A 20,571-nucleotide genomic window follows, 5' to 3' on the forward strand; every position below is an offset into this window, starting at 1 on the left:
TCAACTAACTCTTTATATTGGCATGTTACTTCTAAAAGTAAAACTTTAGTTCTAGATACTATATTGTGTTTACTAAACAGCACCTATTATATATTAATATAGGTGCTGTTTATTTTAAATATTCTAATTAAGGTAGTTCACTAGAAATAATTATATGAATACTATGGTTACCCGTGATCCCCTTAGCTATCATTAACTATTATCTGCCTTATACTGGGCTTCTTTTAACAATAGCGCTTGTTTTCGGTCAATGCCCCAACGATAGCCTGAAAGGTCACCATTGCTCTTAACCACTCGGTGACAAGGAATAGCGACAGCTAACATATTTGCACCACAGGCATTAGCTACCGCTCTGACGGCACTAGGCTTGCCAATTTTTTCTGCTATATCACTGTAACTTACTGTTTCCCCTACTGGAATATTACGTAAAGCTTGCCAAACGCGTTGTTGAAATGCAGTGCCTTGAATGTCTAATGGTAAATTTAATCCAATTTCAGGTGCTTCAATAAAACCTACCACCTGAGCAACCAGTTGCTCAAAGCCGTCATCTCCTCCAATCAGCTCTGCTTTTGGGAATTTATCCTGTAAATTATTCAATAACTGCTCAGGGTCATCCCCTAACAAAATGGCGCAAACACCTATCGGACTTTGTGCAACCAATAGTGTCCCTAATGAGCAAACCGCAAGAGCAAAGTAAATTTTACTGCCTCCCCCTCCTGATTTCCATTCACTCGGCGTCATTCCTAGTCGTTGAGATGAGGCTTCATAAAAGCGACTATTTGATTGATAACCCGCATCATAAATAGCGTCAGTAATTCGTTTTTTTTCTTGAAGCCGTTGTTGCAAGGTTTTATGGCGAAATGCATCCGCATAGGCTTTTGGTGTTAACCCTATTTGCGCTTTAAACAAACGGTGGAAATGATAGCGACTCATACCAATGTAACTAGCTAATGCAGCCAAACTCACCGTTTGCTCTTGCTGTTCAATATAACGACAAGCTTTCTCAATTTGCTCTTGATAAAATTGGGTTAATTGTGATGTTTCTGTCCGAAAGCGTTTTCCTGCACGATAGCCTTGTTCAATCGCTTGTTGCTCATTATCAAAAAACTCAACATTATTTATATTTGGTAAACGGCCAGCAGCAGACGGATGGCAATAAATAGCAGAGGTTCTTACACCGTAAACAAAGTGACCATCCGCGGCTTTATTCCTTTCAACCACCGCTTGCCATCTCTGTTCTGGCGTATTCCACAAATTTTTAGTTGTCATCATGTCGCCCTTCTTTAGTTAATTGCATTAATTATGACAAACTACAATTGCAAAAAACTCCGAACATTGCTTTTTAATTCAAGTTTTATTTATTCCGTGCGAGGGATCCTTTTAATCCACTTAACGGTGATTTTACATTAATTATCAAATGAAGAATAAGTACAATAAAATTAGCTGCATGCAATTTCAGTTTCCATTTTAGAATCGGATTTTTTGCGAAAAACAACCAGAATAACCATAATTCCCAAAACAGCGACTAGTGCCCCCATAAAACTAATCATTGAATAGCTATACCCATAGGATAAAACTATCCCACCAATTGCTGCGCCAATGGCATTTCCTAAATTAAAGGCACCTATATTAACGGAGGACGCTAAGGCTTGCGCACCTTTTGCTGCATTCATGACTAACATTTGAATAGGAGGAACAATACCAAAGCTAAAAATACTCCATACCATTAGGCCGACACCCGCACCAAATGCATTTACCGCAATAAATGGGAATATAGCCATGCTTAATGCCAACATAATGAAAAATATTATTAAAGTGCTAAAAAGTGACTTATCTGCAAATAACCCACCAATATAATTACCAACAGTAAAGCCTATACCGATAATCACTAACATTATTGTGACCATTTGGTCTGAAGCCTGTATAAAATTCATTAACATTGGTGTAATATAGGTATACAACGTAAACATTGCGCTCGCACCTAACACAGTAGATAACATGCCTAACAGGACTTGAGGGCGCCGTAAAATACGCAATTCATTTTTTACATCCACTTTTGTCCCCATTAGGTTATTTGGTAAAGCCCAAATTAAACTTATAATCGTCAAAATGCCTAAAATTGAAATTAAATAAAATGCCTGCCTCCATCCTACGACTTGTGTTAATTTCGTCATCAAAGGTACGCCACCAATATTGGCTATTGTTAACCCCATGAACATAGCCGCTATTGCACTTGCTTGTTTTCCTGGAGGAACCACGCTTGCCGCAACAATTGCGCCTAATCCAAAAAATGCACCATGATTTAAACTGGTAATAAAACGAGAAAGTGACAGGGTCACCAAATCAGGTGACATTGCCGATAATACATTCCCAATAGTGAAGATCGACATCAAAAATACTAATGCTATTTTAGGGCGCCTTTTGACTAACAATAGCGTCATAATAGGTGCACCAACCATAACTCCAAGGGCATAAATAACCACTATCACCCCCACAGAAGGAATGTCTTCTTTAAGATTGTCAGCAATATAAGGAAGCATTCCCATTGGTGAAAATTCTGTTGCTCCAATAGCAAAAGCCCCTATTGCTAATGCTAGTAATGCCGTGTTAATTCTCATTTAAAAACCTTATTGAAATAAATTATTAACATTTTTATTAATGAGCAGAATTTTTTCACATTGATACTCAATTAAAAAGGCGTTAAGGTGAAAATAACTTTTGCCGGATATGCAATAATGAAAATAACTTTTGAAGAGCTTCAGGCCTTTATTAGCGTTGTAGATTGTGGTTCTATCACCGCAGCAGCAGAGCAATTAAACATGACAATATCGACAGTAAGTCGTTTATTACTCAGGCTTGAAGAAAAAATAAATACGACGTTAATCTACCGAACAACTCGTTCAATTAAACTTAGTGATGAAGGCGCTGCATTTTTGCAGAAATCGCGAAAAATAGTTGAACTAGCTCAAGAAGCTGAAGATATGCTCTCAATACGACAGACTGTTCCTTCAGGTAAATTACGGATAGATGCATCAACTCCCTTTTTGACTCATGTTATTGCCCCATTGATTCCACAATTTTATGCACTTTATCCGCAAATCGAACTTGAGATCCATAACTATGAAGGAATTACAAATCTGTTAGAAAAACGAATTGATGTAGCTTTTCGTATTGGAGTCCTCAAAGATTCTTCACTCAATGCCACCTTATTAGGTTTTAGTCGACAACGACTCGTTGCCAGCCCTGATTATCTTGAAAAATATGGCGTACCGGAAAGTATTGAAGAATTAAAACAACACTGTTTATTAGGCTTCACTCAACCTGATTCATTAAATATTTGGCCAATAAAAACTCATGATGGGGATTTATTTAAGATTTCACCTGATATTTCAGGCACTAGCGGCGAAGTTTTATTTCACCTTGCAGTTCAAGGTGCAGGCATTTTATGTTCAGCTGATTTCGTCACACTAGACGCTTTCGCTCGTGGTGAATTAGTACAAGTATTAGAAAAGAAAACCATTAAAACTCGCCAACCTATAAATGCCGTTTACTATCGTAACCAAGCTGTTTCACCACGCTTACGCTGTTTCATTGAATTTATAAAAAAATACTCAACAAAGATTGAACCACATTAATATTATTTATTTTTCCGTTCTTTTTGTTCAATGCGTTTTTTAAATCCCGTTAACGTCATCCCTGTATGCCGTTTAAAATAGCGACATAAATAAGATGTATCTTCAAAGTTTAATTCATCCGCAATTTGCTTAATGGATAAATTACCAATTTCTAATAATGCCTTTATTTCTAGAATCACTTGCCTATCAATCAATACCTTTGGTGAGTCTTTAAAAAAACTTTGACTAATTTTAGATAAGTAAAATGGTGTGATCGACAATTGCTCCGCATAAAATTTCACTTCTTTATGCTGTTTACAGTAGGTCGTAATTAAGCCCCAAAAACGCCAGCACAGTTGCTCTTGGCGGCTTTTATTTTCTGGTTTGATAGAAGTGTGTTGTGCATGATTACTAATTTCTAAAAATAAATTTTGCAAATGATTTTTTAATTGTAATAGCCCATGACCACTCCAGTTAGACACGATAGTTAGAAGAATATATCTCCAGCTTTCAAATAGTGCAGCTTTTTCTAATGGCGTTGAAATCACAGGGAAGTCATTAAAAAAAGCAAAAAGTTGATGTGGTAATGCATAAGCAATTTCTACTGCTAGCTTTTTATCAATCAACCAATACTCCAAACGAAATTTGCGTGATTTGGCTTGTAGCATTGCAAAGGAATCATCGTACAAAACGATTATGTCGTTTTTTCGTACTGGATACCGTTTGAAATTAATATTGAATGTTGCATATCCTTGCTTGCACACACAAACCGCCACATAAGATGTTTTAATCGGTTTAAATTGCATTTTATCCATATGGCTTTCACCAATCCGAATGACTTCAGGCAAATCAATTTGATAATTTTTTAAATGCATCATGATCGTTGTACTTTAATTTGCACCATATCGCACTACCATAACAAATAAGTTGTTATAAGTACCTAAAATGAACAAGTTATGCCCTTATTTTATTTCTATAAATACCTAAAATAACTTTCAAGTTAGGAGATAGCGTAATGAGGAGATGATAAAATGGTACTTACAACAAATAGGTTAATACTGCGTCCTTGGCAAGAAACAGATGCCGCGGATTTATATTTCTATGCAAAAGATGAAAGAATTGGCCCAATCGCAGGTTGGCCTACTCACAAAAGCGAAGAAGAAAGTCTTTCTATTATCAAAAATATTTTTATGCGTGATGAAATTTACGCTGTGACGTTAAAAAATGAGAACCAAGCTATTGGCTTGATTGGTTTATCATTCAGCCATGAAAGTAATTTTCCTATTGGTGAAAATGACGCAGAAGTTAGCTATTGGGTTGGTGTACCGTTCTGGGGAAAAGGCATTATTCCAGAATCAATTAACGCCATCATTCACCATGCTTTCACTGATTTAAAATTAGATAATTTGTGGTGCGGTTACTTTCAAGGTAACGAACAATCTAAAATTGCTCAAGAAAAATGTGGCTTCAAATACTATGCAACTCTTGAACCACAATTTATTGAATTAATTGGCGAAACTAAAACAGAAGATATTAGTAAAATAACAGCTAAAGAGTGGCAAGCTCGACAGTAATATTTGATTCTATCTATACATATGGCCAACATTTATCTGTTTGGCCTTTTTCTTATTAATTTATTGTCACAACGTATTTCAAACTACATAAAATTATTCTACCGTGTTCCTATTAATGCTATGATTTTTCAACAATTATAAAATTCATATTTTCTCTCGGATCACAGGTAAACACATGCAGGACTATGGTATTTGGACCGTTATCACTCCCATTGTGACTATAATATTGGCGATATTAACTCGCCAAGTCATGCTTTCATTAATGTTAGGAATACTCGTTGGTTTTACTGTCATTCATGACCACAACGTATTATTAGGTGTACAAGGTACCGTTGATGGTATTATTGATACATTTTCATCTGCAGGAAATACGCGAACAATTGTCTTTATGGTTATGATCGGTGGGATCATGAGACTTGTTGTGGTTACAGGTGGCGTTCGTGCTTTAGTTCAGTTACTTACCAATAAGACAAAATTAATTAAAAACCGTAAATCTACTCAGTTGCTCGCCATTATCATTACTTCTCTTATTTTTATTGAAAGTTCAATTAACCAATTAGTCGCTGGAGCTTCAACTAAAAATCTCGCACGACAATATGGTGTTGCCCCTGAAAAAATGTCCTATATTATCCAAACTGCGTGTGTTTCTGTTTGTTCCTCTGCCATCATCAATGGGTGGGGAGCGGTAATAATGGGGTTAATTGGGGTACAAATTTCCCAAGGGCTGATTCAAGGCGAGCCTTTTGATATTTTAATTACGTCGATTGGTTACAATTTAATGGCTTGGTTATCCATTATAACGATCCTATTCTATGTATTTACTAATATTTCATGGGGTCCCATGAAAAAAGCAGAAGATACATACCAACAAAATTTTATTGCTGGGAACATTTCTCAATTACAACGTCAGGATAACGAAGAAGAGATTATTGACCACCCTAATGCTCATTCTTCATTAAACTTCTTTATACCTATTTTATCTACAGTATTAATGGTCCCTATCGCACTATATATCACAGGTGATGGTGACTTTAGTAAAGGAAGCGGTTCGACATCCGTATATTGGGGAGTCATGTTTGGTACTATGATATCTTTCTGTTGGTTTATCGGTCGACGGTTACTAAATATTGATGCTTTCTTTAAAGAATTGTTTGTCGGTTATGCCAATATGCTAAAAATTAGCTCCATTATGATTTTAGCATTTTTAATGGGTAATGTTTCTGCTGAGTTAAATACAGGTGCTTATATTGCTGAAGTCACTCAAGGCGTTATGGCCCCAGGTTTTTCTATTGGTTTTATCTTTATAATTAGCGCCATTATGTCTTTAGCAACAGGCACCTCTTGGGGTACTTTCGCAATAATGATCCCTATCGGAGTTCAATTAGGTTTATCTGTAGGAATGCCTGTGGAATATATGATTGGTGCAGCAATTTCTGGCTCAATATTTGGCGATATGACCTCTCCAATTTCTGCGGATGCTATTGTTGCATCAATGGCGACAGACTGCGAACATATTGAGCATATTCGAACACAGATGCCTTATGCACTAGTGACTGCCAGTATTGTTCTTGCTATTTACCTTTACCTTGGTTTCTCTTATTAATTATTGGGAATTTAGATGTCTCTTCAACAACGACTAGCACAGTTTGCAAAAATAGATTTACTTAACGCATCGACTCCACTTAATCGATTGAATAATTTATCGCGTAAGTTTGGTCGTGAGATTTATATAAAGCGTGATGATATGACTCCCCTTGCCATGGGGGGAAATAAACTGCGTAAACTAGAATTTTTAATGGCTGATGCATTAGCCAAAAAAGCAAAAATTATTGTTACTGCGGGGGCAATTCAATCAAACCATGTCCGCCAAACAGCCGCAGTTGCCGCTATGCATGGGCTTGAATGCGTTGCATTGTTAGAAAATCCAATTCAAAGCGATAATCCTAACTTTCTTCATAATGGTAATAAATTATTAACTGATTTATTTGCCACTCGTTGTGTTATGTGTGACGAACTAACCGATCCGCAATCTCAACTGGAAGAATTAATAAAAACACTTTCTCTTAAAGATGCCTATATTGTCCCTGTTGGAGGGTCAAATGCATTAGGTGCCTTAGGCTATATTCAATGTGCTATTGAAATAGCTCAGCAGAAGCCAGAACATATAGAATTTGACAAAGTTATTGTTGCCTCCGGGAGTGCTGGAACGCATGCAGGGCTTGCCATTGGCTTGCAAGAACTATTACCACAAAGCCAAGTAATTGGTGTCACCGTTTCAAGAAAACAACAAGACCAAGCCCCTAAAGTTGAAAAATTGCAATCCGAACTGGCTCAATGGCTGGATCTAACTAAAACACCCAAAGTACAACTATGGGATAACTTCTTTACCCCCATGTACGGAATGCCAAACCAAAAAGGCCTCGCAGCAATCAATTTATTAGCGAGGCAAGAAGGTATTTTATTAGACCCAGTTTATACCGGTAAAGCCATGGCTGGATTAATTGACTACTTAGAAAACTCTGAAGAAAAAACCCCCATTCTATTTGTTCATACAGGTGGAGCCCAAGCGTTATTTGCTTACTCAGATATTAGCCAAACAATTAAATAATCATCATCAGATAAAAGGGCTAAATAGTCCTTTTATCTTCTCTCTAATACCAAAAATGCTCTATTTTTCCTCTTCTATGACATTTATCAATTGATTGCTATACACTGATAAAGCACAGGAGAAAACATTTATGAACCAAGTTCCCCATATACTAAGAAAAGCAACGAAACACGACGCGTTATTGCTACATAAAATAGGTACGGAAAGTTATTTGCATCATTTTGCTACATTATGGAATAGCCAAAATGAACTTAACTCATATTTAAATCAAGAATACAGCACAACTAAAATCACTGAAGACCTTAATCAACAGCATATTGATTGGTATGTTATTGAAAATAGGAGCCCAATCGGTTTAGTAAAACTAACCTATCACTCCTGTATACCTGAAACTAATTTAGTTGGTACTTTGTTAAATAAGCTTTACTTTTCTCCTGGCGCTACAGGTAAAGGTTATGGAAAAACCGTATTTAAATTTATTGAAGCGCTCGCAAAACAACAAGGTGACTCTTTGCTATGGCTAGATGTTCTCGCAAGTAACACTCGAGCAATGGCATTTTATCAGTCAAACGATATGCATATTCTAAAAGAAATGTTATTTACAAGCGAAACACAGAAATCTCTTGAATATATTATGAGCAAAACACTTTAACTGAATATATTGTAACTATAGGATATTCATGAAAAATACAATTCTTATTACTGGTGCGACAGGCCAGGTTGGTCATTACCTTATCCAATCATTACAGAACAAAGGCTATCATGATATTGTTTTAGCGGTTAGAGATCCTGCTAAGTTGAAAAACACACCTTATCGAACTGTTGTTATGGATTATGATAAGCCAGATACTATTGAAACCGCTTTACAGGGTATAGATTCCGTTTTCATGATGACGGGCTATACCATTGATATGCTTGTACAAAGTAAGGTCTTCGTTGATATTGCAAAAAAATCGGCCGTGAAATATATCGTGCACTTAGGTGCCTGTGGGGACGATAGCGCTCAAGTGGCCCATTGGGCATGGCACCAGCTTATTGAACGCTATATTGAATGGTCAGGAATACAATTTACTCACCTTCGCCCCGAATCTTATATGCAAAACTTACTGGGTTATCAAGGAGATGAAAACTTACAAAAAGGTGTCTTGCGCTCTTATTTTGGCAATGCAGTACTCAGTTGGGTAGACTGTGCCGATGTTGCTGAACTAGCGGCTTATTGCTTACTTAACCCGCAACAGCATGCAAGCCAAATTTATCGTCTTGGTTATGAAAACAAAAACTACACACAAATAGCTGAATTATTAACAGAACAATTGGGGATCCCTTTCAGCTATCAGGCAGAAAATCCCAATGAGTTTTGGCAACATGCCGTTAAAAATAATTTAGAACTCGCTTATATGAAAAGTATCTATGACCATTATGTCGCTTTTACCAATGGGGAATTAGACCGTTCAGGAATAATTTTTGATAATTTTCAAACTATAACGGGTAAAGCGCCAACATCACTAAAAGAATTTATTTTAAAACATCAAGAAAAATTCAAATAAACTTAAAATAGGCCTCTAATTTGGCCTATTTTTATATTATTTTTTATTCGCAATAAGTATTCTCCAAAAATTAATATTCCGCCAATAAAGGTCACTGTACTGAGTTGCTCATTAAGAAATAGAGTTCCCACAATAACCGCACTCAGCGGATTTAGTGCAATAAATACCCCTGCACCCGCAGCCACTAATGGTGAACCCCCTTAGCCCACCAGTTAAGCGTAGTATTACTTTTGCTGTTATTAACGAGAACCAAGCATCACCGGCAACAAAGGCATTTTTACAAATTGCCAAAAAACTATATTCGTGATCAGTCAGTGCTATTCAGCAATTGGTAAGTGATTACGTATAAATATTGCTCGTTTGGGTAAATCTCTTTGATAAGCGCTTTCAACGTCTCTAGACTCATGGCTTCTTGCTTAGCGTGGTATTCAGAAATGTCATCATAAGAAATGGGCTCTACCGACAATATTTTAATATCAGTATAATATTCACCTGTTTCCAGCGCGTATACCTTCACAATAGTCCCAGGAACATAATCGCTCTCGCTTTTATCACGGATAGTGATAATTTTTTTACCGGAAACCACCAGTGGAAGTAAACGCTCAAAAAAGGTTATCGTGTCTGGGGCGTTATTCATAATAATTCTCTTATTTTTATGCAATGTCTTTTCTAGGAAGACCTATTTTCTTATAAACCCAATAAATTGCAATAAAATGGTTCTTTTCGTGCTTTCAATTATACGAATACTATAGCGATCATTGCGTTTTATATACAATCAAGCCATAAAAATATTATCTACTACTATAAATTGAGTATACATAATGGATAACAATGAAAATTTGTTCTATCAACAAGAACACTATTTTTGGTCTGCAATATGTGCAAATGTAGTGAAAATCAGCAACCAAACTAGTGCTTACTTTTCTGAGCTACCATTGCCTATATTTAATTATATTTACCTCCACCAAGGTGCGCTCATTTCAGATTACGAGAAGGCTGAAATGCTGTTCAAACAACAAGCTAAGCCTTATGTCCTTGTTGTTCATGGCCAAATACGTTCTCTATTTGAGTCAGAAATAGTAACACGGGGGTTAATCTATGATGGTGAATCAACCGCAATGATTTTACCGCAAGACGTTTTATCTCAGTACAATTCACCACCGCAGCTTAATGCGGCTTTTCAGGTTGTGTTCAGCAATAATCAACTCAAGGATTGGGCTCAGCCGTTAATTACAGCATTCCCTGTCGATTCTGATACAGATGAAAGTGACTCAACTGTTACTGACGAGTATATTCGTTATCACCAAAGAGCACTTGATAAACAAACTAATATGGTGCATTTAGTCTTATTTGCAGATCAGCAACCAGTCTCAACCTTAACTATGACATTTAATAATGAAACAGCTCGACTTGATGATATTGGTACTGATATTCAATACCAAGGTAAAAGGCTCGCGACTTCACTTATTAAACATGCGCTATACCTTTGCCATCAACAAGGGGCTAAACAGTGTGTATTAGAGTCATCCAGTGAAGGGTTATCTATCTACAAAAGACTGGGTTTTGTACCTATATTTAATTACTACAGCTATATTTCGGAATGATTTTATTAAATGCATCTTAATAAATAAGGTGCATTTTACTTTACCTAAAAAAATAAGGCTCTAGTATAATCGCTAATAGCAACACTCCACCACCAATATTAATGTATTTTCGTAATGTTGAGACGCTCAGGGAGGAAGAAGAAATAATTAAAGCGGAGCAAGAAAACAGCAGCCATAAAGCCATCATGATAATATGGATAAGTGATAATACAAGAAAATTAGCAAGTGACGGGTCAGCTCCTGCATATTTTGAAACAACGACTAAATATAAAATAATCGCTTTTGGGTTAAGTAAATTAGCTAAATAAGCATCTTTGACCGTAATTTTTTTTATTTCTTGAGAGCTTTCTCTTTTACTGGCATTAATTCCTGAAATGATCAATGAAGTAGCAAGATACAATAGATATAATGTACCTAAAATACCAATTAAATTCATTACCCACTGGTAAGAAACCAGTATTTTACTTAAACCAATTCCAACTAAAAAACCATGAGTTAAAATGCCTAATCCCGTTCCAATAATAGGTATAAACAGTCCTCTAATACCTTGGCTTAACACACTATTTAAAGCAATCGCAAAGCTTGCTCCCGGTGACACGACAATGGGGAATAATATAACGATAAAGCCGAGTATATCCACTTTATTTTGTCACCGTTTGGTACCAATGTTGAATATCTGTCACAATTTGTTCAATATGTAACTGCCCATCTTTATCTTTAAAAAAATGGTCTAAATCTTGATATGCTCGGTAGCTGACATGGGGATTACGAATTTGTTTCATCATATTGTCTGTACCATGAGCATCCACGTTGGTATCCGCCATCGTTTGTATCACCAAATGTGGAGTTTTAACTGACTGGATAAGTTTTAAATTGTCAATGGTGAGCATCTCATACCACCATTTCGGGCCATGGCCGCTGACAAATTGGTCGTTATTTAATTGCTTTTGTTTTACCGCTTCTGCAAATTGTTTAAAACCTTCTTTTGAGTTAGCAATTTCTTCTTTAGGTGTATTATTTTCAATACTATACAGAACATCATTAATAAAATATTGTCCGCCGACATTCAATGCAACGGATGCGGTTATAAAATTTTCTTGTGCAACAATTAAATTAGTTACCAGTGCACCTTCACTTCCGCCTAATAGCACTATGTGTTGATAATCATTTTTTAATTGTTGTAATACTGCTACATAATTATTGGCGCGTTCTAATGGCGAGTCTTTCGACATATAGTCAACAGGACACTCTTCTTCCGAAGCTTCTTCATCATTAGCCCCCACTAGGTTGTTTAACCCTGTTTTTTCAACTAATAAAATATCATTATCAGGAAATACCACACCGAAATTTTTCAGCATGTTTGGATTATTAATGACGCTTTTACAATCAGAGCCTTGTAATAGAACTAATAAATCCTTTGATTTTTCGGCTTGTTTTTGGATTAAGTAATAGTTTATTTCTTTGCCTGCAAAGTGCATGGTTTGCATATTCACAGATAAATTCTGAGCAAATACACCCAATGAATAAAGTGAAAGTAACAAGGTAGTCATTTTTAATTTCATCGCGCACTCATCATGTCTATAAGGGCCTTTCGAAGATATTATATTGATTTTTTTATAACAAATAGCACCTAAAATGCCCTCATGATACAAGATAAAAGTTAGACATGTGGCCTATGCTTGTGCAATCTTTATTGCCATATTAGTAAACAAGTCAGTCGTTTGTTTATTCAATTCTGTTGTCATAACTAAGATTGAAATTTGTTCACAATTGGCAATCTTATACCTCGCAACTCCAGGTAATTTGTCTGCGGTTACCCCCATAATGACTTGATTACTGCGTTCAAAAAGGATTTTCTTAAATTTAGATTCTTCATAATCAAATATCGAAACCCCCATTTGTGGATCTAAAGCACAGCCACCAATAAAGCATTGGTCAAAATGGATTTGATTGATTTGATTCACTGCAGAAATATCAATACTCGCGCCAACTTGACGGTTTAATTTTCCACCAATTAAAATCACTTCACATAGTGGCTTCTTCATTAGTTCTAATGCTATTGCTGGAGAATGAGTCACAACCGTCAACGATAGCTCTGAAGGTAAATAACGAGCGATTTCTAAGTTAGTTGAACCTGAGTCAATAAAAATACAGGTATTTTGTTTGACTAGTTTATTGCAAGCCTTCGCTATTTTGATTTTTTCATCTTGGTTTTGTGTCGTTCTCTGCTCGAATGTGCCCTTTTCCTCAAGCATACTGACCGCACCGCCATGGACTCGACGACAAACGCCTTCTTGTGCTAATTCATTTAAATCCCTGCGAATAGTATGCTCTGATACTTGCATTTCACGGGCTAACGTCGTGCAAACCACACGCCCTTCATCTTGTAGTAACTGGCGAATTTTATTTTGCCTTTGTTCTGGAAAAGCGACATAATCGAGCATACACTTCCTCATTAACTTTTTTAGCAATCATAATCGAGCAAGAAAAGATGTCAAACACTATCTTGTTCAAGCACTCGAGGACAACTAAATGACACACTCTCAGTTACCAGATAGCTTTTTCTTACATGAACTTGCCAATACAGCCGGTAAAATTTCTCTTGAATACTATCGAGCAAATGAACTTAGTGTTATTGAAAACAAACTCAAAGCCAACTATCGCTTCGATCCAGTCACTCAAGCGGATAAGCTCGCAGAAAAAGCCATGCGAGAACTGATATCTAAACATTATCCAACGCATTCTATCATGGGTGAAGAATATGGAATAACGGGTACAGGTCCCATTCAATGGGTACTTGACCCCATCGATGGAACCCGCCCTTTCCTTTGTGGACTCCCTTTATGGGCAAACCTGATAGGCCTAACTGAGCATGGCAAAGCGGTCATGGGGATGATGAGCCAACCCTATATTGGTGAACGCTTTTGGGCAGACCAACACGGAAGCTGGACCAGTAGCTCTCACGGACAATATCGCTTATCCACTCGCAAACACGTCAAACTCGAACAAGCCATCTTGCATACCACATCACCTGAACCTATTGCCGCACGATCAGACATTCATTTTATGGCGCTTGAGAAACAAGTATTAATGACTCGCTATGGGGGAGAATGCTATGCAATGGCAATGCTAGCAGCGGGTAGAATCGATATTTGTGTCGAATTCGCACTGGAACCTTATGATATTGTTCCATTAATCCCTATTATAGAACGTGCTGGTGGCATAGTTACTACATTGGATGGCAGCCGAGCTGAAGCAGGTGGTGCCGTTGTAGCAACGGGTTGCCCATATCTTCATGAACAAATTCTGACTATCTTAAATACAGGTAGTTAATTTTATCTTTTTAAGAAGCCCTATAAAATGCAATCTACTCAACAAGTTAATAGCCATGTTTCCTTAATACCCGCTAAAAGTGAGCAAATTTCTACTCGAATTATTTTTTTTATTGCTGGTTTTGTTACCGCGGCCTGGGCAGCCATTGTTCCTTATGTCAAACTTAACACAGGAGCAAATGATGCCACCCTTGGCATGCTATTATTATGTTTCGGTGGAGGGGCACTTATTGCTATGCCGGTGACCGGAGCATTAGCGGCCAAGTATGGCTGCCGCCGCTTAATGGTTTTTTCCACTATCGCCTTTTGTTTGTTGTTCCCCATTTTATCTTCTTTATCGCAAGTTAACTTTATCATCGTTGCCTTATTATTTTTTGGAATTTTCATTGGCTTAACAGATTGCGCGATGAACATTCAAGCTGTTATTGTTGAAAAGTCATCCGACAAGCCAATTATGTCTGGTTTTCACGGTTTTTATAGTGTCGGGGGTATAGCAGGTGCAGGTACCATGAGTTTTATCTTGCTACTTGGCGTTTCCGCGACAATGGCATCAATGATTATTTCAATTGTTGCGGTGGTTCTATTAGCGGCTTGCTATAACGGTTTAATCCCCTACGCTAACGCCCCAACTGGCCCCCTTATCGCTATCCCGAAAGGCATTGTTTTAGTTATTGGGATTGTCTGTTTTGCCGTTTTTCTTGCTGAAGGCGCAGTTCTTGACTGGGGAGCTGTATTTCTAATTGAACACCATGGATTAAAAGAAACTTTAGGCGGTTTAGGTTTTGCGGCTTTCGCCACAACCATGACTATTGGCCGGTTACTGGGCGACAAAATTGTTATGCGAGTCGGTTCTGCTCGTATCGTATTTTTAGGTGCTTTGCTCGCTTGCCTTGGTTTTGTTATTGCTGTTTTATCTCCTCATCTCATATTTGCCATCATAGGTTTTGCATTAGTCGGTGCGGGTTCATCTAATATAGTACCGGTGATGTTTTCTGCTGTAGGGAAGCAAAAAACGATGCCAGAGGCTCTTGCCGTACCTGCAATTTCAACTTTAGGCTATTTAGGTATTTTGGCTGGACCTGCAGCTATTGGTTTTGTTGCTTTTCAATTGTCCTTGGCAACTGCATTATTATTAATTTCTGCATTATTAGTTATTATTGCTTTTGTAACTCGTTTTATCCGTGTGTAATTTTTTGAATCTCTTAAGGCTACTGCATTGTAGCCTTACACTCCGTTTTCTCTCATCAATTGTTCATATCTGATAAAAATGGGAACAATCGTGCTCTATTTATAGATTTCATATATATAATTATTCATTAAACTATTAAAATTCCATCTGATTTTTCTGCTAGTGACTTCCATATATACTGAGGCTAAATGAACCCTACTCATAAAAAAAAAGATTATCATTATTGGTGCTGGCGCGGCTGCGCTTATGTAATCGCTTAATGTTGAATTACCTGTTAGCTCCTCTCCCTCTATCATTGCGCACATCAATGATTCTATCGAACAAACATTGGTTCAACATATCATTTCAACACCACAAATGGAGCTACGACCAGCAGGTTCAGGTAAAATACTCTGTGCTGAAGATTATATTAGCGAAAAGCCCGAGCACAGTGCAGTGGCTATCGCACAAAACGCCCTTACAACGATTAAAAATTCATTTATAGGTAGTAACACGTTAAATCTTGAAAACGCTTTCATAGGAATGCGACCTATGCCTAAAGATGAGATGCCAATTGTCGGAAAAGTTGCTGATTTTGAAGGTTTATATATTATCAGTATGCACGCTGCGATTACGCTAGCGCCTTTGATATGCCAATTGGCTCAAGATGAAATCTTGCATGGAATAGAACAAGCCGCATTAGGCCCATATCGATTAACTCGTTTTGTATCAGGTAACTGACAAATGAATATTCCGTTGTACTATTTAAGACATTATCAATCGATTGAAAAAACATTTTGGACATCTATTTGTGAACATAGTATCCAGATTGCACAACACACAATTTGCTATTTAACGCCCCTTAATTCGCCGGCGTTTAACTTCATTTATTTGCAGCCTGACTCGACCAGTCACGCCTTTATGCAGGCTCACAACCTGTTTGTTTCACAGAAGAAAAACCATACTTTAGTGATCCCCGAAGAGATGCTCCAACAGGTGGTAACTGAGGCTGAGTCACTAGGTTACAAACGTGACAGCGTCACTACCGCAATGGCGTTGACCTTAGCAAAACAAAATGAGGTTGAACTGCCTGATAACCAAGTCGATATCGTCTTAGCGAATCACGATTTGTCTTTGTGGGCTAAGCCACTTGTTTCCGCATTTTATCTATCTGAAGAGCACGACCAGGTTATTAAAGAATATGTGCGTTATCATGAGGATGCTTTGCAACAAGGCGCACCACAATTTCACCTTGTGTTGCTCGTCAACGGAGAGCCAGCGACCTCAATGACCGTAACAATTGAAGGAACGTTAGCCCGTTTTGATGATATTGGTACTGAGCCAAGCCATCAAGGTAATGGCTATGCATCACAACTCATTGATTATGCTTTAGCATTTTGTCGCCAGCAAGGTGTAGAGCACTGTTTCCTTGATGCTTCAGAAGCAGGATTTGACCTGTATAAAAAATTTGGTTTTGTGCCATTATTTCGTTACATCAATTATGTCTGGTGCAAATAATTTAAAGCAATAGTGTTATTTGTAGAGGCATCTAATCTGGGATCATTGTTCATACAATGGTTCCAAATTCAGTCATTTCCAGATCAACCCTAGTGACAAAATTGTCTGATGTTTACATATGAAAATTAATATTATTGGCACTAGTGGCAGCGGTAAAAGTACCCTTTGCCAGCAACTTTCTTTGTTATTAAATGTCCCTTCTATTGAGTTAGATAGCTTATATTGGCTAGCAAATTGGCAAGGTTCTTCAGATGATGAGCTTAACCAGAAACTCGCCGCTACATTAGATAAAGCGGTATCTGGATGGATTCTTGATGGCAACTATACACGGACTCAACCCATTAAATGGAAAGAAGTCGACATGGTGGTTTGGTTGGATTACTCCTTGCCTCGAACCCTTTATCAGTCGATTACACGCACATTAGCGCGCATTCGTTCTGGACAAGAGCTGTGGGAAAATACGGGCAATAAAGAACGTTGGAAAAATGCCTTTTTCAGTCGCGATTCGATAATTTTGTGGCTGCTAAAGACTTACTATCCAAATAAGAAAAGAAACCTAAGTCATATGGCAAATCTCAATTTACGCCATATTCAGTTTGTTCGGCTCACCTCACCAAAAGAAACAAACTTATTTTTACAACAGATAAAAGCTCAAGTTCAGAGTAAATAAACATCTCGGTAGTCATAAAAACTACCGAGATAGTATTATCTCAGCGATTAAAGCTCATTACATGCCGTTTTCAACATCGCCGTTTGTTGAAATTTTTCAATTCCTAACTCAATTAAGCGGCTAATTAATTGCTGATAGGTCATACCGCCTTGCTGCCATAGTTTAGGGTACATACTGATATTCGTAAAACCAGGCAATGTGTTGATTTCATTGATAACAACGTCATTATTTTCTGTTAAGAAAACATCCACACGGGACATTCCATAGCAATTTAATGCGCGGTATGCGGATAAGGCAATCTCACGAATTTTATCACTCACCGCCTCATCTAATTGTGCAGGAGCAACGACAGATGCGCCATTCTCATCAATATATTTGGTATGGTATGCATAAAAATTATCGTGCAACACGATTTCACCACAAGGGCTGGCAAGAGGCGCTTCATTACCCAATACTGCACACTCAATTTCACGCCCTTTTACTGCACTTTCAATAAGGACTTTAGTATCAAATAAAAAGGCAAAATCCAGAGCCGTTTCAAATTCCGATTTAGTGCTGACTTTGCTGATCCCAACAGATGAACCTTGATTTGCAGGCTTAATGAATAGCGGTAAACCTAGCAGTGCCACAGTGGCTTCAAATTCTGTTGTTGCACGTTCATTTTTAAACACCGTAATAAATGGGGCAATATTTAAGCCTGCGTCTCTAAGTAATCTTTTGGTAACGTCTTTATCCATACAGGCGGACGAACCTAAAACCCCCGGCCCGACAAACGGTAAATTCGCCATACGCAATAAGCCTTGCAGCGAACCGTCTTCACCTAAATTACCGTGAACAATAGGGAAAATAACATCAATTTGCGGCAATGGCTTCGTATCTTCAAGCGAAATAAATTGTTCTCGCGTTTTTCCCGGAACAAGTGCAATGCTACGTTTTGGTGTATTCAAGGCAATACGAGACGGGTCATCACCATGCAATAAATAATCAGATTCGTTATATTCATGCCATTGCCCTTCTTTATTGATTCCCAAAAGGCATACATCAAATTTATTGCGATCTAATCCATTGATAATATTTTTAGCGGACTGTAGCGAAACTTCATGTTCTGTTGATCGACCACCAAAAATAACACCTACTCGTATCTTGCTCATTATTTGCTCCGACATAAAACACCAAACCTAGCAGAGAAATATAGCACGCAAAGAAATGGTTATGACATAAATTATTTATTTTTCATTAGGGTTCGCTGGCTTTATAATCAAACCTTCTTTTTTTGATAGGTAATTATCTTCCGTCAATCAGGGTTTCAATACTGATATTCACCTGCTCTATTAGCCACTGGGTAAAAATAGCTGCTGCACTGCCCTTTTCAATAGGTTTCGATGACAATAAATAATACGCAGAACTATCTTCAATGAAACCATATGGTGCGGCTAATTGCTTTGATTGTACTTCATCCGCAACCATCAAAAATGATGCAAGCGCTGCTCCTTGCCCCGCCAATGCAGCTTGAATGCACAAGTAAAAGTGCTCATATGTAATAGTTTTACCATTTGGAAGAGTAACTTTTTTTATATTCTGCCAAGTTGTCCATGCATTGGGTCTAGATGTCGTCGACAGTTGTGGTATATGAGCAAAGTTTTTCTTAAGATCAAGTCCAGGCCGAACCACAACCCCCATGCGTTCTGAACAAACTTTTACTGCAAAAAGATTGTCATTCCATTTAAAATCATTACGCCTCAATGCTAAATCAACGTTCGCTTTTGTAAAATCAATAACACCACCTGCGGCAACTAGATGTACCGTAATATGAGGATATTGTTGATAAAAATGCGTAAGTCGAGGAATTAACCACTTCATTGCAATTGTTGGTTCACAAGACAAGCTAACAACATTAGGAAACGTGCTACTTTTTATCTTTTCAACACCGTCTTTAAGCTGTTCAAATATCGAACTAGTTGTTTGTAACAATATTTGCCCGTTAGCCGTTAAAAAAACAGCTCGGTTCCTTCGTTCGAATAACTCAACACCAAGATATTCTTCTAATAAACGAATTTGTCGGCTAATCGCACTATGAGTCACATTTAGCTCTTTTGCTGCCTTCACAAAACTGCCTGCTTTCGCAGCAGTATCAAAAAAACGTAATGATGTTAACGGTGGTAGTTTCATATATATAGGTAACAAAAACTGACAGATTTGCGTCAGGATAAATCGCTTTTTAGTTTTATTCAATCCATTGATAATAAAAACAATAAATAAACAAATTATTTCAAAGTAAATACATTTTTAGTCTGTTTCTATTACCTTTCAGGAAATTAATATGAATGAAGTTATTGCAGTTGCGACCATCACCATTTTAGCCGTAATTAGTCCAGGGCCTGACTTCGCTATGGTAACTCGCAATAGTTATACCTATGGCATTAAAACAGGCTTATTGTGTGCGCTAGGTATCGCTATTGGGGTACAGGTTCATGTGTTCTATACCGTTTTTGGTATCACGCTGGTCATCATGAATTCACCAACATTATTCTTAATAGTTAAACTTATTGGTGTAATTTACTTGGTGTATATCGGATTTAAATCATTAACAAATAAAGTAAAAATATCCTCAAATAACGCAGTATCAAGGCCATTATCTGCCTTAAACGCTTTTAAAAATGGTTTTTTGACGAATGCTTTAAACCCAAAAACCATGTTTTTTGTAGTTTCTGTGTACAGCCAAGTTATCAGTACACAGAACTCAATTTGGTTAAATTTAAGTTATGGCCTATTTATTTCTTTCGCTCATTGGCTTTGGTTTAGTCTAATTGCTATTTTCTTTGCGACACCCGTAGTACGAAACAAAATTCTTAACTACCAATTTATTATGGATAGAACAATTGGTGCACTACTCATTCTATTGGGACTATCTTTATTATTCTTTAATATAAATTAAT

At 37.3% G+C, this 20,571-nt stretch carries 22 protein-coding genes; 13 read left to right on the plus strand and 9 right to left on the minus strand.

Annotated elements, in window-relative coordinates:
* Positions 1 to 192 precede the first annotated feature (192 nt).
* Positions 193 to 1,269 (minus strand): bifunctional DNA-binding transcriptional regulator/O6-methylguanine-DNA methyltransferase Ada, encoded by a 1,077-nt coding sequence (ada, locus tag FVA69_RS10995; protein ID WP_109912220.1) that lies wholly within the window; start codon positions 1,267 to 1,269, stop codon positions 193 to 195.
* Positions 1,270 to 1,439: 170 nt separating this feature from the next.
* Positions 1,440 to 2,618: an MFS transporter gene (locus tag FVA69_RS11000; protein ID WP_109912219.1), complete on the minus strand. Its 1,179-nt coding sequence runs from the start codon at positions 2,616 to 2,618 to the stop codon at positions 1,440 to 1,442.
* Positions 2,619 to 2,735: 117 nt separating this feature from the next.
* Between FVA69_RS11000 and FVA69_RS11005 the strand changes: the two genes are divergently transcribed.
* A complete protein-coding gene (locus tag FVA69_RS11005) occupies positions 2,736 to 3,635 on the plus strand; it encodes a LysR family transcriptional regulator (protein WP_109912218.1) in 900 nt (299 codons plus the stop codon).
* A 2-nt stretch (positions 3,636 to 3,637) separates the two neighbouring features.
* Here FVA69_RS11005 and FVA69_RS11010 read toward each other — a convergent pair whose 3' ends face one another.
* Complete coding sequence (locus FVA69_RS11010) at positions 3,638 to 4,492, minus strand: helix-turn-helix domain-containing protein (protein WP_109912217.1); 855 nt, start codon at positions 4,490 to 4,492, stop codon at positions 3,638 to 3,640.
* A 153-nt stretch (positions 4,493 to 4,645) separates the two neighbouring features.
* On the opposite strand from FVA69_RS11010, the gene FVA69_RS11015 reads away from it, so the two are divergent.
* The 5 genes from FVA69_RS11015 (at position 4,646) to FVA69_RS11035 (ending at position 9,343) form a co-directional block, all read left to right on the plus strand.
* Entirely contained in the window at positions 4,646 to 5,188 is a 543-nt protein-coding gene (locus tag FVA69_RS11015) for a GNAT family N-acetyltransferase (RefSeq protein WP_004910874.1), read from the plus strand.
* Positions 5,189 to 5,363: 175 nt separating this feature from the next.
* Positions 5,364 to 6,791: a Na+/H+ antiporter NhaC family protein gene (locus FVA69_RS11020; RefSeq protein ID WP_164528835.1), complete on the plus strand. Its 1,428-nt coding sequence runs from the start codon at positions 5,364 to 5,366 to the stop codon at positions 6,789 to 6,791.
* A gap of 15 nt (positions 6,792 to 6,806) precedes the next feature.
* Positions 6,807 to 7,796 (plus strand): D-cysteine desulfhydrase, encoded by a 990-nt coding sequence (locus tag FVA69_RS11025; RefSeq protein ID WP_004910863.1) that lies wholly within the window; start codon positions 6,807 to 6,809, stop codon positions 7,794 to 7,796.
* A gap of 130 nt (positions 7,797 to 7,926) precedes the next feature.
* Positions 7,927 to 8,448, plus strand: coding sequence for a GNAT family N-acetyltransferase (locus FVA69_RS11030; protein WP_109912216.1), 522 nt, complete (start codon positions 7,927 to 7,929; stop codon positions 8,446 to 8,448).
* Positions 8,449 to 8,476: 28 nt separating this feature from the next.
* On the plus strand, positions 8,477 to 9,343 hold the full coding sequence (locus FVA69_RS11035) for an SDR family oxidoreductase (protein ID WP_004910861.1): 867 nt from the start codon (positions 8,477 to 8,479) through the stop codon (positions 9,341 to 9,343).
* 307 nt (positions 9,344 to 9,650) lie between these two features.
* Here the strand turns inward: FVA69_RS11035 and yqfB are convergent, their stop codons facing one another.
* Complete coding sequence (yqfB, locus tag FVA69_RS11040; RefSeq protein ID WP_004910859.1) at positions 9,651 to 9,980, minus strand: N(4)-acetylcytidine aminohydrolase; 330 nt, start codon at positions 9,978 to 9,980, stop codon at positions 9,651 to 9,653.
* Positions 9,981 to 10,164: 184 nt separating this feature from the next.
* Here yqfB and FVA69_RS21670 point away from each other — a divergent pair, with 184 nt between their 5' ends.
* The gene (locus FVA69_RS21670) at positions 10,165 to 10,947 is read left to right on the plus strand and encodes a GNAT family N-acetyltransferase (protein WP_164528836.1); all 783 of its coding nucleotides are present in this window, start codon (positions 10,165 to 10,167) and stop codon (positions 10,945 to 10,947) included.
* Positions 10,948 to 10,987: 40 nt separating this feature from the next.
* Here the strand turns inward: FVA69_RS21670 and FVA69_RS11050 are convergent, their stop codons facing one another.
* The 3 genes from FVA69_RS11050 to FVA69_RS11060 all read right to left on the minus strand — a co-directional run bounded on the left by FVA69_RS11050 (position 10,988) and on the right by FVA69_RS11060 (position 13,391).
* Positions 10,988 to 11,587, minus strand: coding sequence for a LysE family translocator (locus tag FVA69_RS11050; RefSeq protein ID WP_164528837.1), 600 nt, complete (start codon positions 11,585 to 11,587; stop codon positions 10,988 to 10,990).
* 1 nt (position 11,588) lies between these two features.
* Positions 11,589 to 12,509, minus strand: coding sequence for an alpha/beta hydrolase family protein (locus FVA69_RS11055; RefSeq protein WP_164528838.1), 921 nt, complete (start codon positions 12,507 to 12,509; stop codon positions 11,589 to 11,591).
* Positions 12,510 to 12,620: 111 nt separating this feature from the next.
* Positions 12,621 to 13,391: a DeoR/GlpR family DNA-binding transcription regulator gene (locus FVA69_RS11060; protein WP_164528839.1), complete on the minus strand. Its 771-nt coding sequence runs from the start codon at positions 13,389 to 13,391 to the stop codon at positions 12,621 to 12,623.
* 88 nt (positions 13,392 to 13,479) lie between these two features.
* Between FVA69_RS11060 and hisN the strand changes: the two genes are divergently transcribed.
* The 5 genes from hisN to FVA69_RS11085 all read left to right on the plus strand — a co-directional run bounded on the left by hisN (position 13,480) and on the right by FVA69_RS11085 (position 17,635).
* Positions 13,480 to 14,280, plus strand: coding sequence for a histidinol-phosphatase (gene hisN, locus FVA69_RS11065; RefSeq protein ID WP_164528840.1), 801 nt, complete (start codon positions 13,480 to 13,482; stop codon positions 14,278 to 14,280).
* A 27-nt stretch (positions 14,281 to 14,307) separates the two neighbouring features.
* A complete protein-coding gene (locus tag FVA69_RS11070; RefSeq protein ID WP_164528841.1) occupies positions 14,308 to 15,468 on the plus strand; it encodes an MFS transporter in 1,161 nt (386 codons plus the stop codon).
* Positions 15,469 to 15,795: 327 nt separating this feature from the next.
* Positions 15,796 to 16,188, plus strand: a complete 393-nt coding sequence (locus tag FVA69_RS21675; RefSeq protein ID WP_226537845.1) for a hypothetical protein — start codon at positions 15,796 to 15,798, stop codon at positions 16,186 to 16,188.
* A 3-nt stretch (positions 16,189 to 16,191) separates the two neighbouring features.
* Positions 16,192 to 16,965 (plus strand): GNAT family N-acetyltransferase, encoded by a 774-nt coding sequence (locus FVA69_RS21680; RefSeq protein WP_004910844.1) that lies wholly within the window; start codon positions 16,192 to 16,194, stop codon positions 16,963 to 16,965.
* Between the two features lie 118 nt (positions 16,966 to 17,083).
* Positions 17,084 to 17,635, plus strand: a complete 552-nt coding sequence (locus FVA69_RS11085) for an adenylate kinase (protein WP_164528842.1) — start codon at positions 17,084 to 17,086, stop codon at positions 17,633 to 17,635.
* Between the two features lie 47 nt (positions 17,636 to 17,682).
* On the opposite strand, the gene ddlA is transcribed toward FVA69_RS11085, so the two are convergent.
* Complete coding sequence (ddlA, locus tag FVA69_RS11090; RefSeq protein ID WP_004910839.1) at positions 17,683 to 18,786, minus strand: D-alanine--D-alanine ligase; 1,104 nt, start codon at positions 18,784 to 18,786, stop codon at positions 17,683 to 17,685.
* Between the two features lie 133 nt (positions 18,787 to 18,919).
* Positions 18,920 to 19,804, minus strand: coding sequence for a LysR family transcriptional regulator (locus FVA69_RS11095; protein WP_164529346.1), 885 nt, complete (start codon positions 19,802 to 19,804; stop codon positions 18,920 to 18,922).
* A gap of 151 nt (positions 19,805 to 19,955) precedes the next feature.
* Here FVA69_RS11095 and FVA69_RS11100 point away from each other — a divergent pair, with 151 nt between their 5' ends.
* Positions 19,956 to 20,570: a LysE family translocator gene (locus FVA69_RS11100; protein WP_109912203.1), complete on the plus strand. Its 615-nt coding sequence runs from the start codon at positions 19,956 to 19,958 to the stop codon at positions 20,568 to 20,570.
* Position 20,571: the final 1 nt, after the last annotated feature.

This window comes from Providencia sp. PROV004, assembly GCF_011045615.1.
GTDB lineage: Bacteria > Pseudomonadota > Gammaproteobacteria > Enterobacterales > Enterobacteriaceae > Providencia > Providencia rettgeri.

Excerpts from the sequence above, each read along its gene's own strand:
- ada (WP_109912220.1), bottom strand. The coding sequence starts at position 1,269 with ATGACAACTAAAAATTTGTGGAATACGCCAGAACAGAGATGGCAAGCG.
- FVA69_RS11000 (WP_109912219.1), bottom strand. The coding sequence starts at position 2,618 with ATGAGAATTAACACGGCATTACTAGCATTAGCAATAGGGGCTTTTGCT.
- FVA69_RS11005 (WP_109912218.1), top strand. The coding sequence starts at position 2,736 with ATGAAAATAACTTTTGAAGAGCTTCAGGCCTTTATTAGCGTTGTAGAT.
- FVA69_RS11010 (WP_109912217.1), bottom strand. The coding sequence starts at position 4,492 with ATGATGCATTTAAAAAATTATCAAATTGATTTGCCTGAAGTCATTCGG.
- FVA69_RS11015 (WP_004910874.1), top strand. The coding sequence starts at position 4,646 with ATGGTACTTACAACAAATAGGTTAATACTGCGTCCTTGGCAAGAAACA.
- FVA69_RS11020 (WP_164528835.1), top strand. The coding sequence starts at position 5,364 with ATGCAGGACTATGGTATTTGGACCGTTATCACTCCCATTGTGACTATA.
- FVA69_RS11025 (WP_004910863.1), top strand. The coding sequence starts at position 6,807 with ATGTCTCTTCAACAACGACTAGCACAGTTTGCAAAAATAGATTTACTT.
- FVA69_RS11030 (WP_109912216.1), top strand. The coding sequence starts at position 7,927 with ATGAACCAAGTTCCCCATATACTAAGAAAAGCAACGAAACACGACGCG.
- FVA69_RS11035 (WP_004910861.1), top strand. The coding sequence starts at position 8,477 with ATGAAAAATACAATTCTTATTACTGGTGCGACAGGCCAGGTTGGTCAT.
- yqfB (WP_004910859.1), bottom strand. The coding sequence starts at position 9,980 with ATGAATAACGCCCCAGACACGATAACCTTTTTTGAGCGTTTACTTCCA.
- FVA69_RS21670 (WP_164528836.1), top strand. The coding sequence starts at position 10,165 with ATGGATAACAATGAAAATTTGTTCTATCAACAAGAACACTATTTTTGG.
- FVA69_RS11055 (WP_164528838.1), bottom strand. The coding sequence starts at position 12,509 with ATGAAATTAAAAATGACTACCTTGTTACTTTCACTTTATTCATTGGGT.
- FVA69_RS11060 (WP_164528839.1), bottom strand. The coding sequence starts at position 13,391 with ATGCTCGATTATGTCGCTTTTCCAGAACAAAGGCAAAATAAAATTCGC.
- hisN (WP_164528840.1), top strand. The coding sequence starts at position 13,480 with ATGACACACTCTCAGTTACCAGATAGCTTTTTCTTACATGAACTTGCC.
- FVA69_RS11070 (WP_164528841.1), top strand. The coding sequence starts at position 14,308 with ATGCAATCTACTCAACAAGTTAATAGCCATGTTTCCTTAATACCCGCT.
- FVA69_RS21680 (WP_004910844.1), top strand. The coding sequence starts at position 16,192 with ATGAATATTCCGTTGTACTATTTAAGACATTATCAATCGATTGAAAAA.
- FVA69_RS11085 (WP_164528842.1), top strand. The coding sequence starts at position 17,084 with ATGAAAATTAATATTATTGGCACTAGTGGCAGCGGTAAAAGTACCCTT.
- ddlA (WP_004910839.1), bottom strand. The coding sequence starts at position 18,786 with ATGAGCAAGATACGAGTAGGTGTTATTTTTGGTGGTCGATCAACAGAA.
- FVA69_RS11095 (WP_164529346.1), bottom strand. The coding sequence starts at position 19,804 with ATGAAACTACCACCGTTAACATCATTACGTTTTTTTGATACTGCTGCG.
- FVA69_RS11100 (WP_109912203.1), top strand. The coding sequence starts at position 19,956 with ATGAATGAAGTTATTGCAGTTGCGACCATCACCATTTTAGCCGTAATT.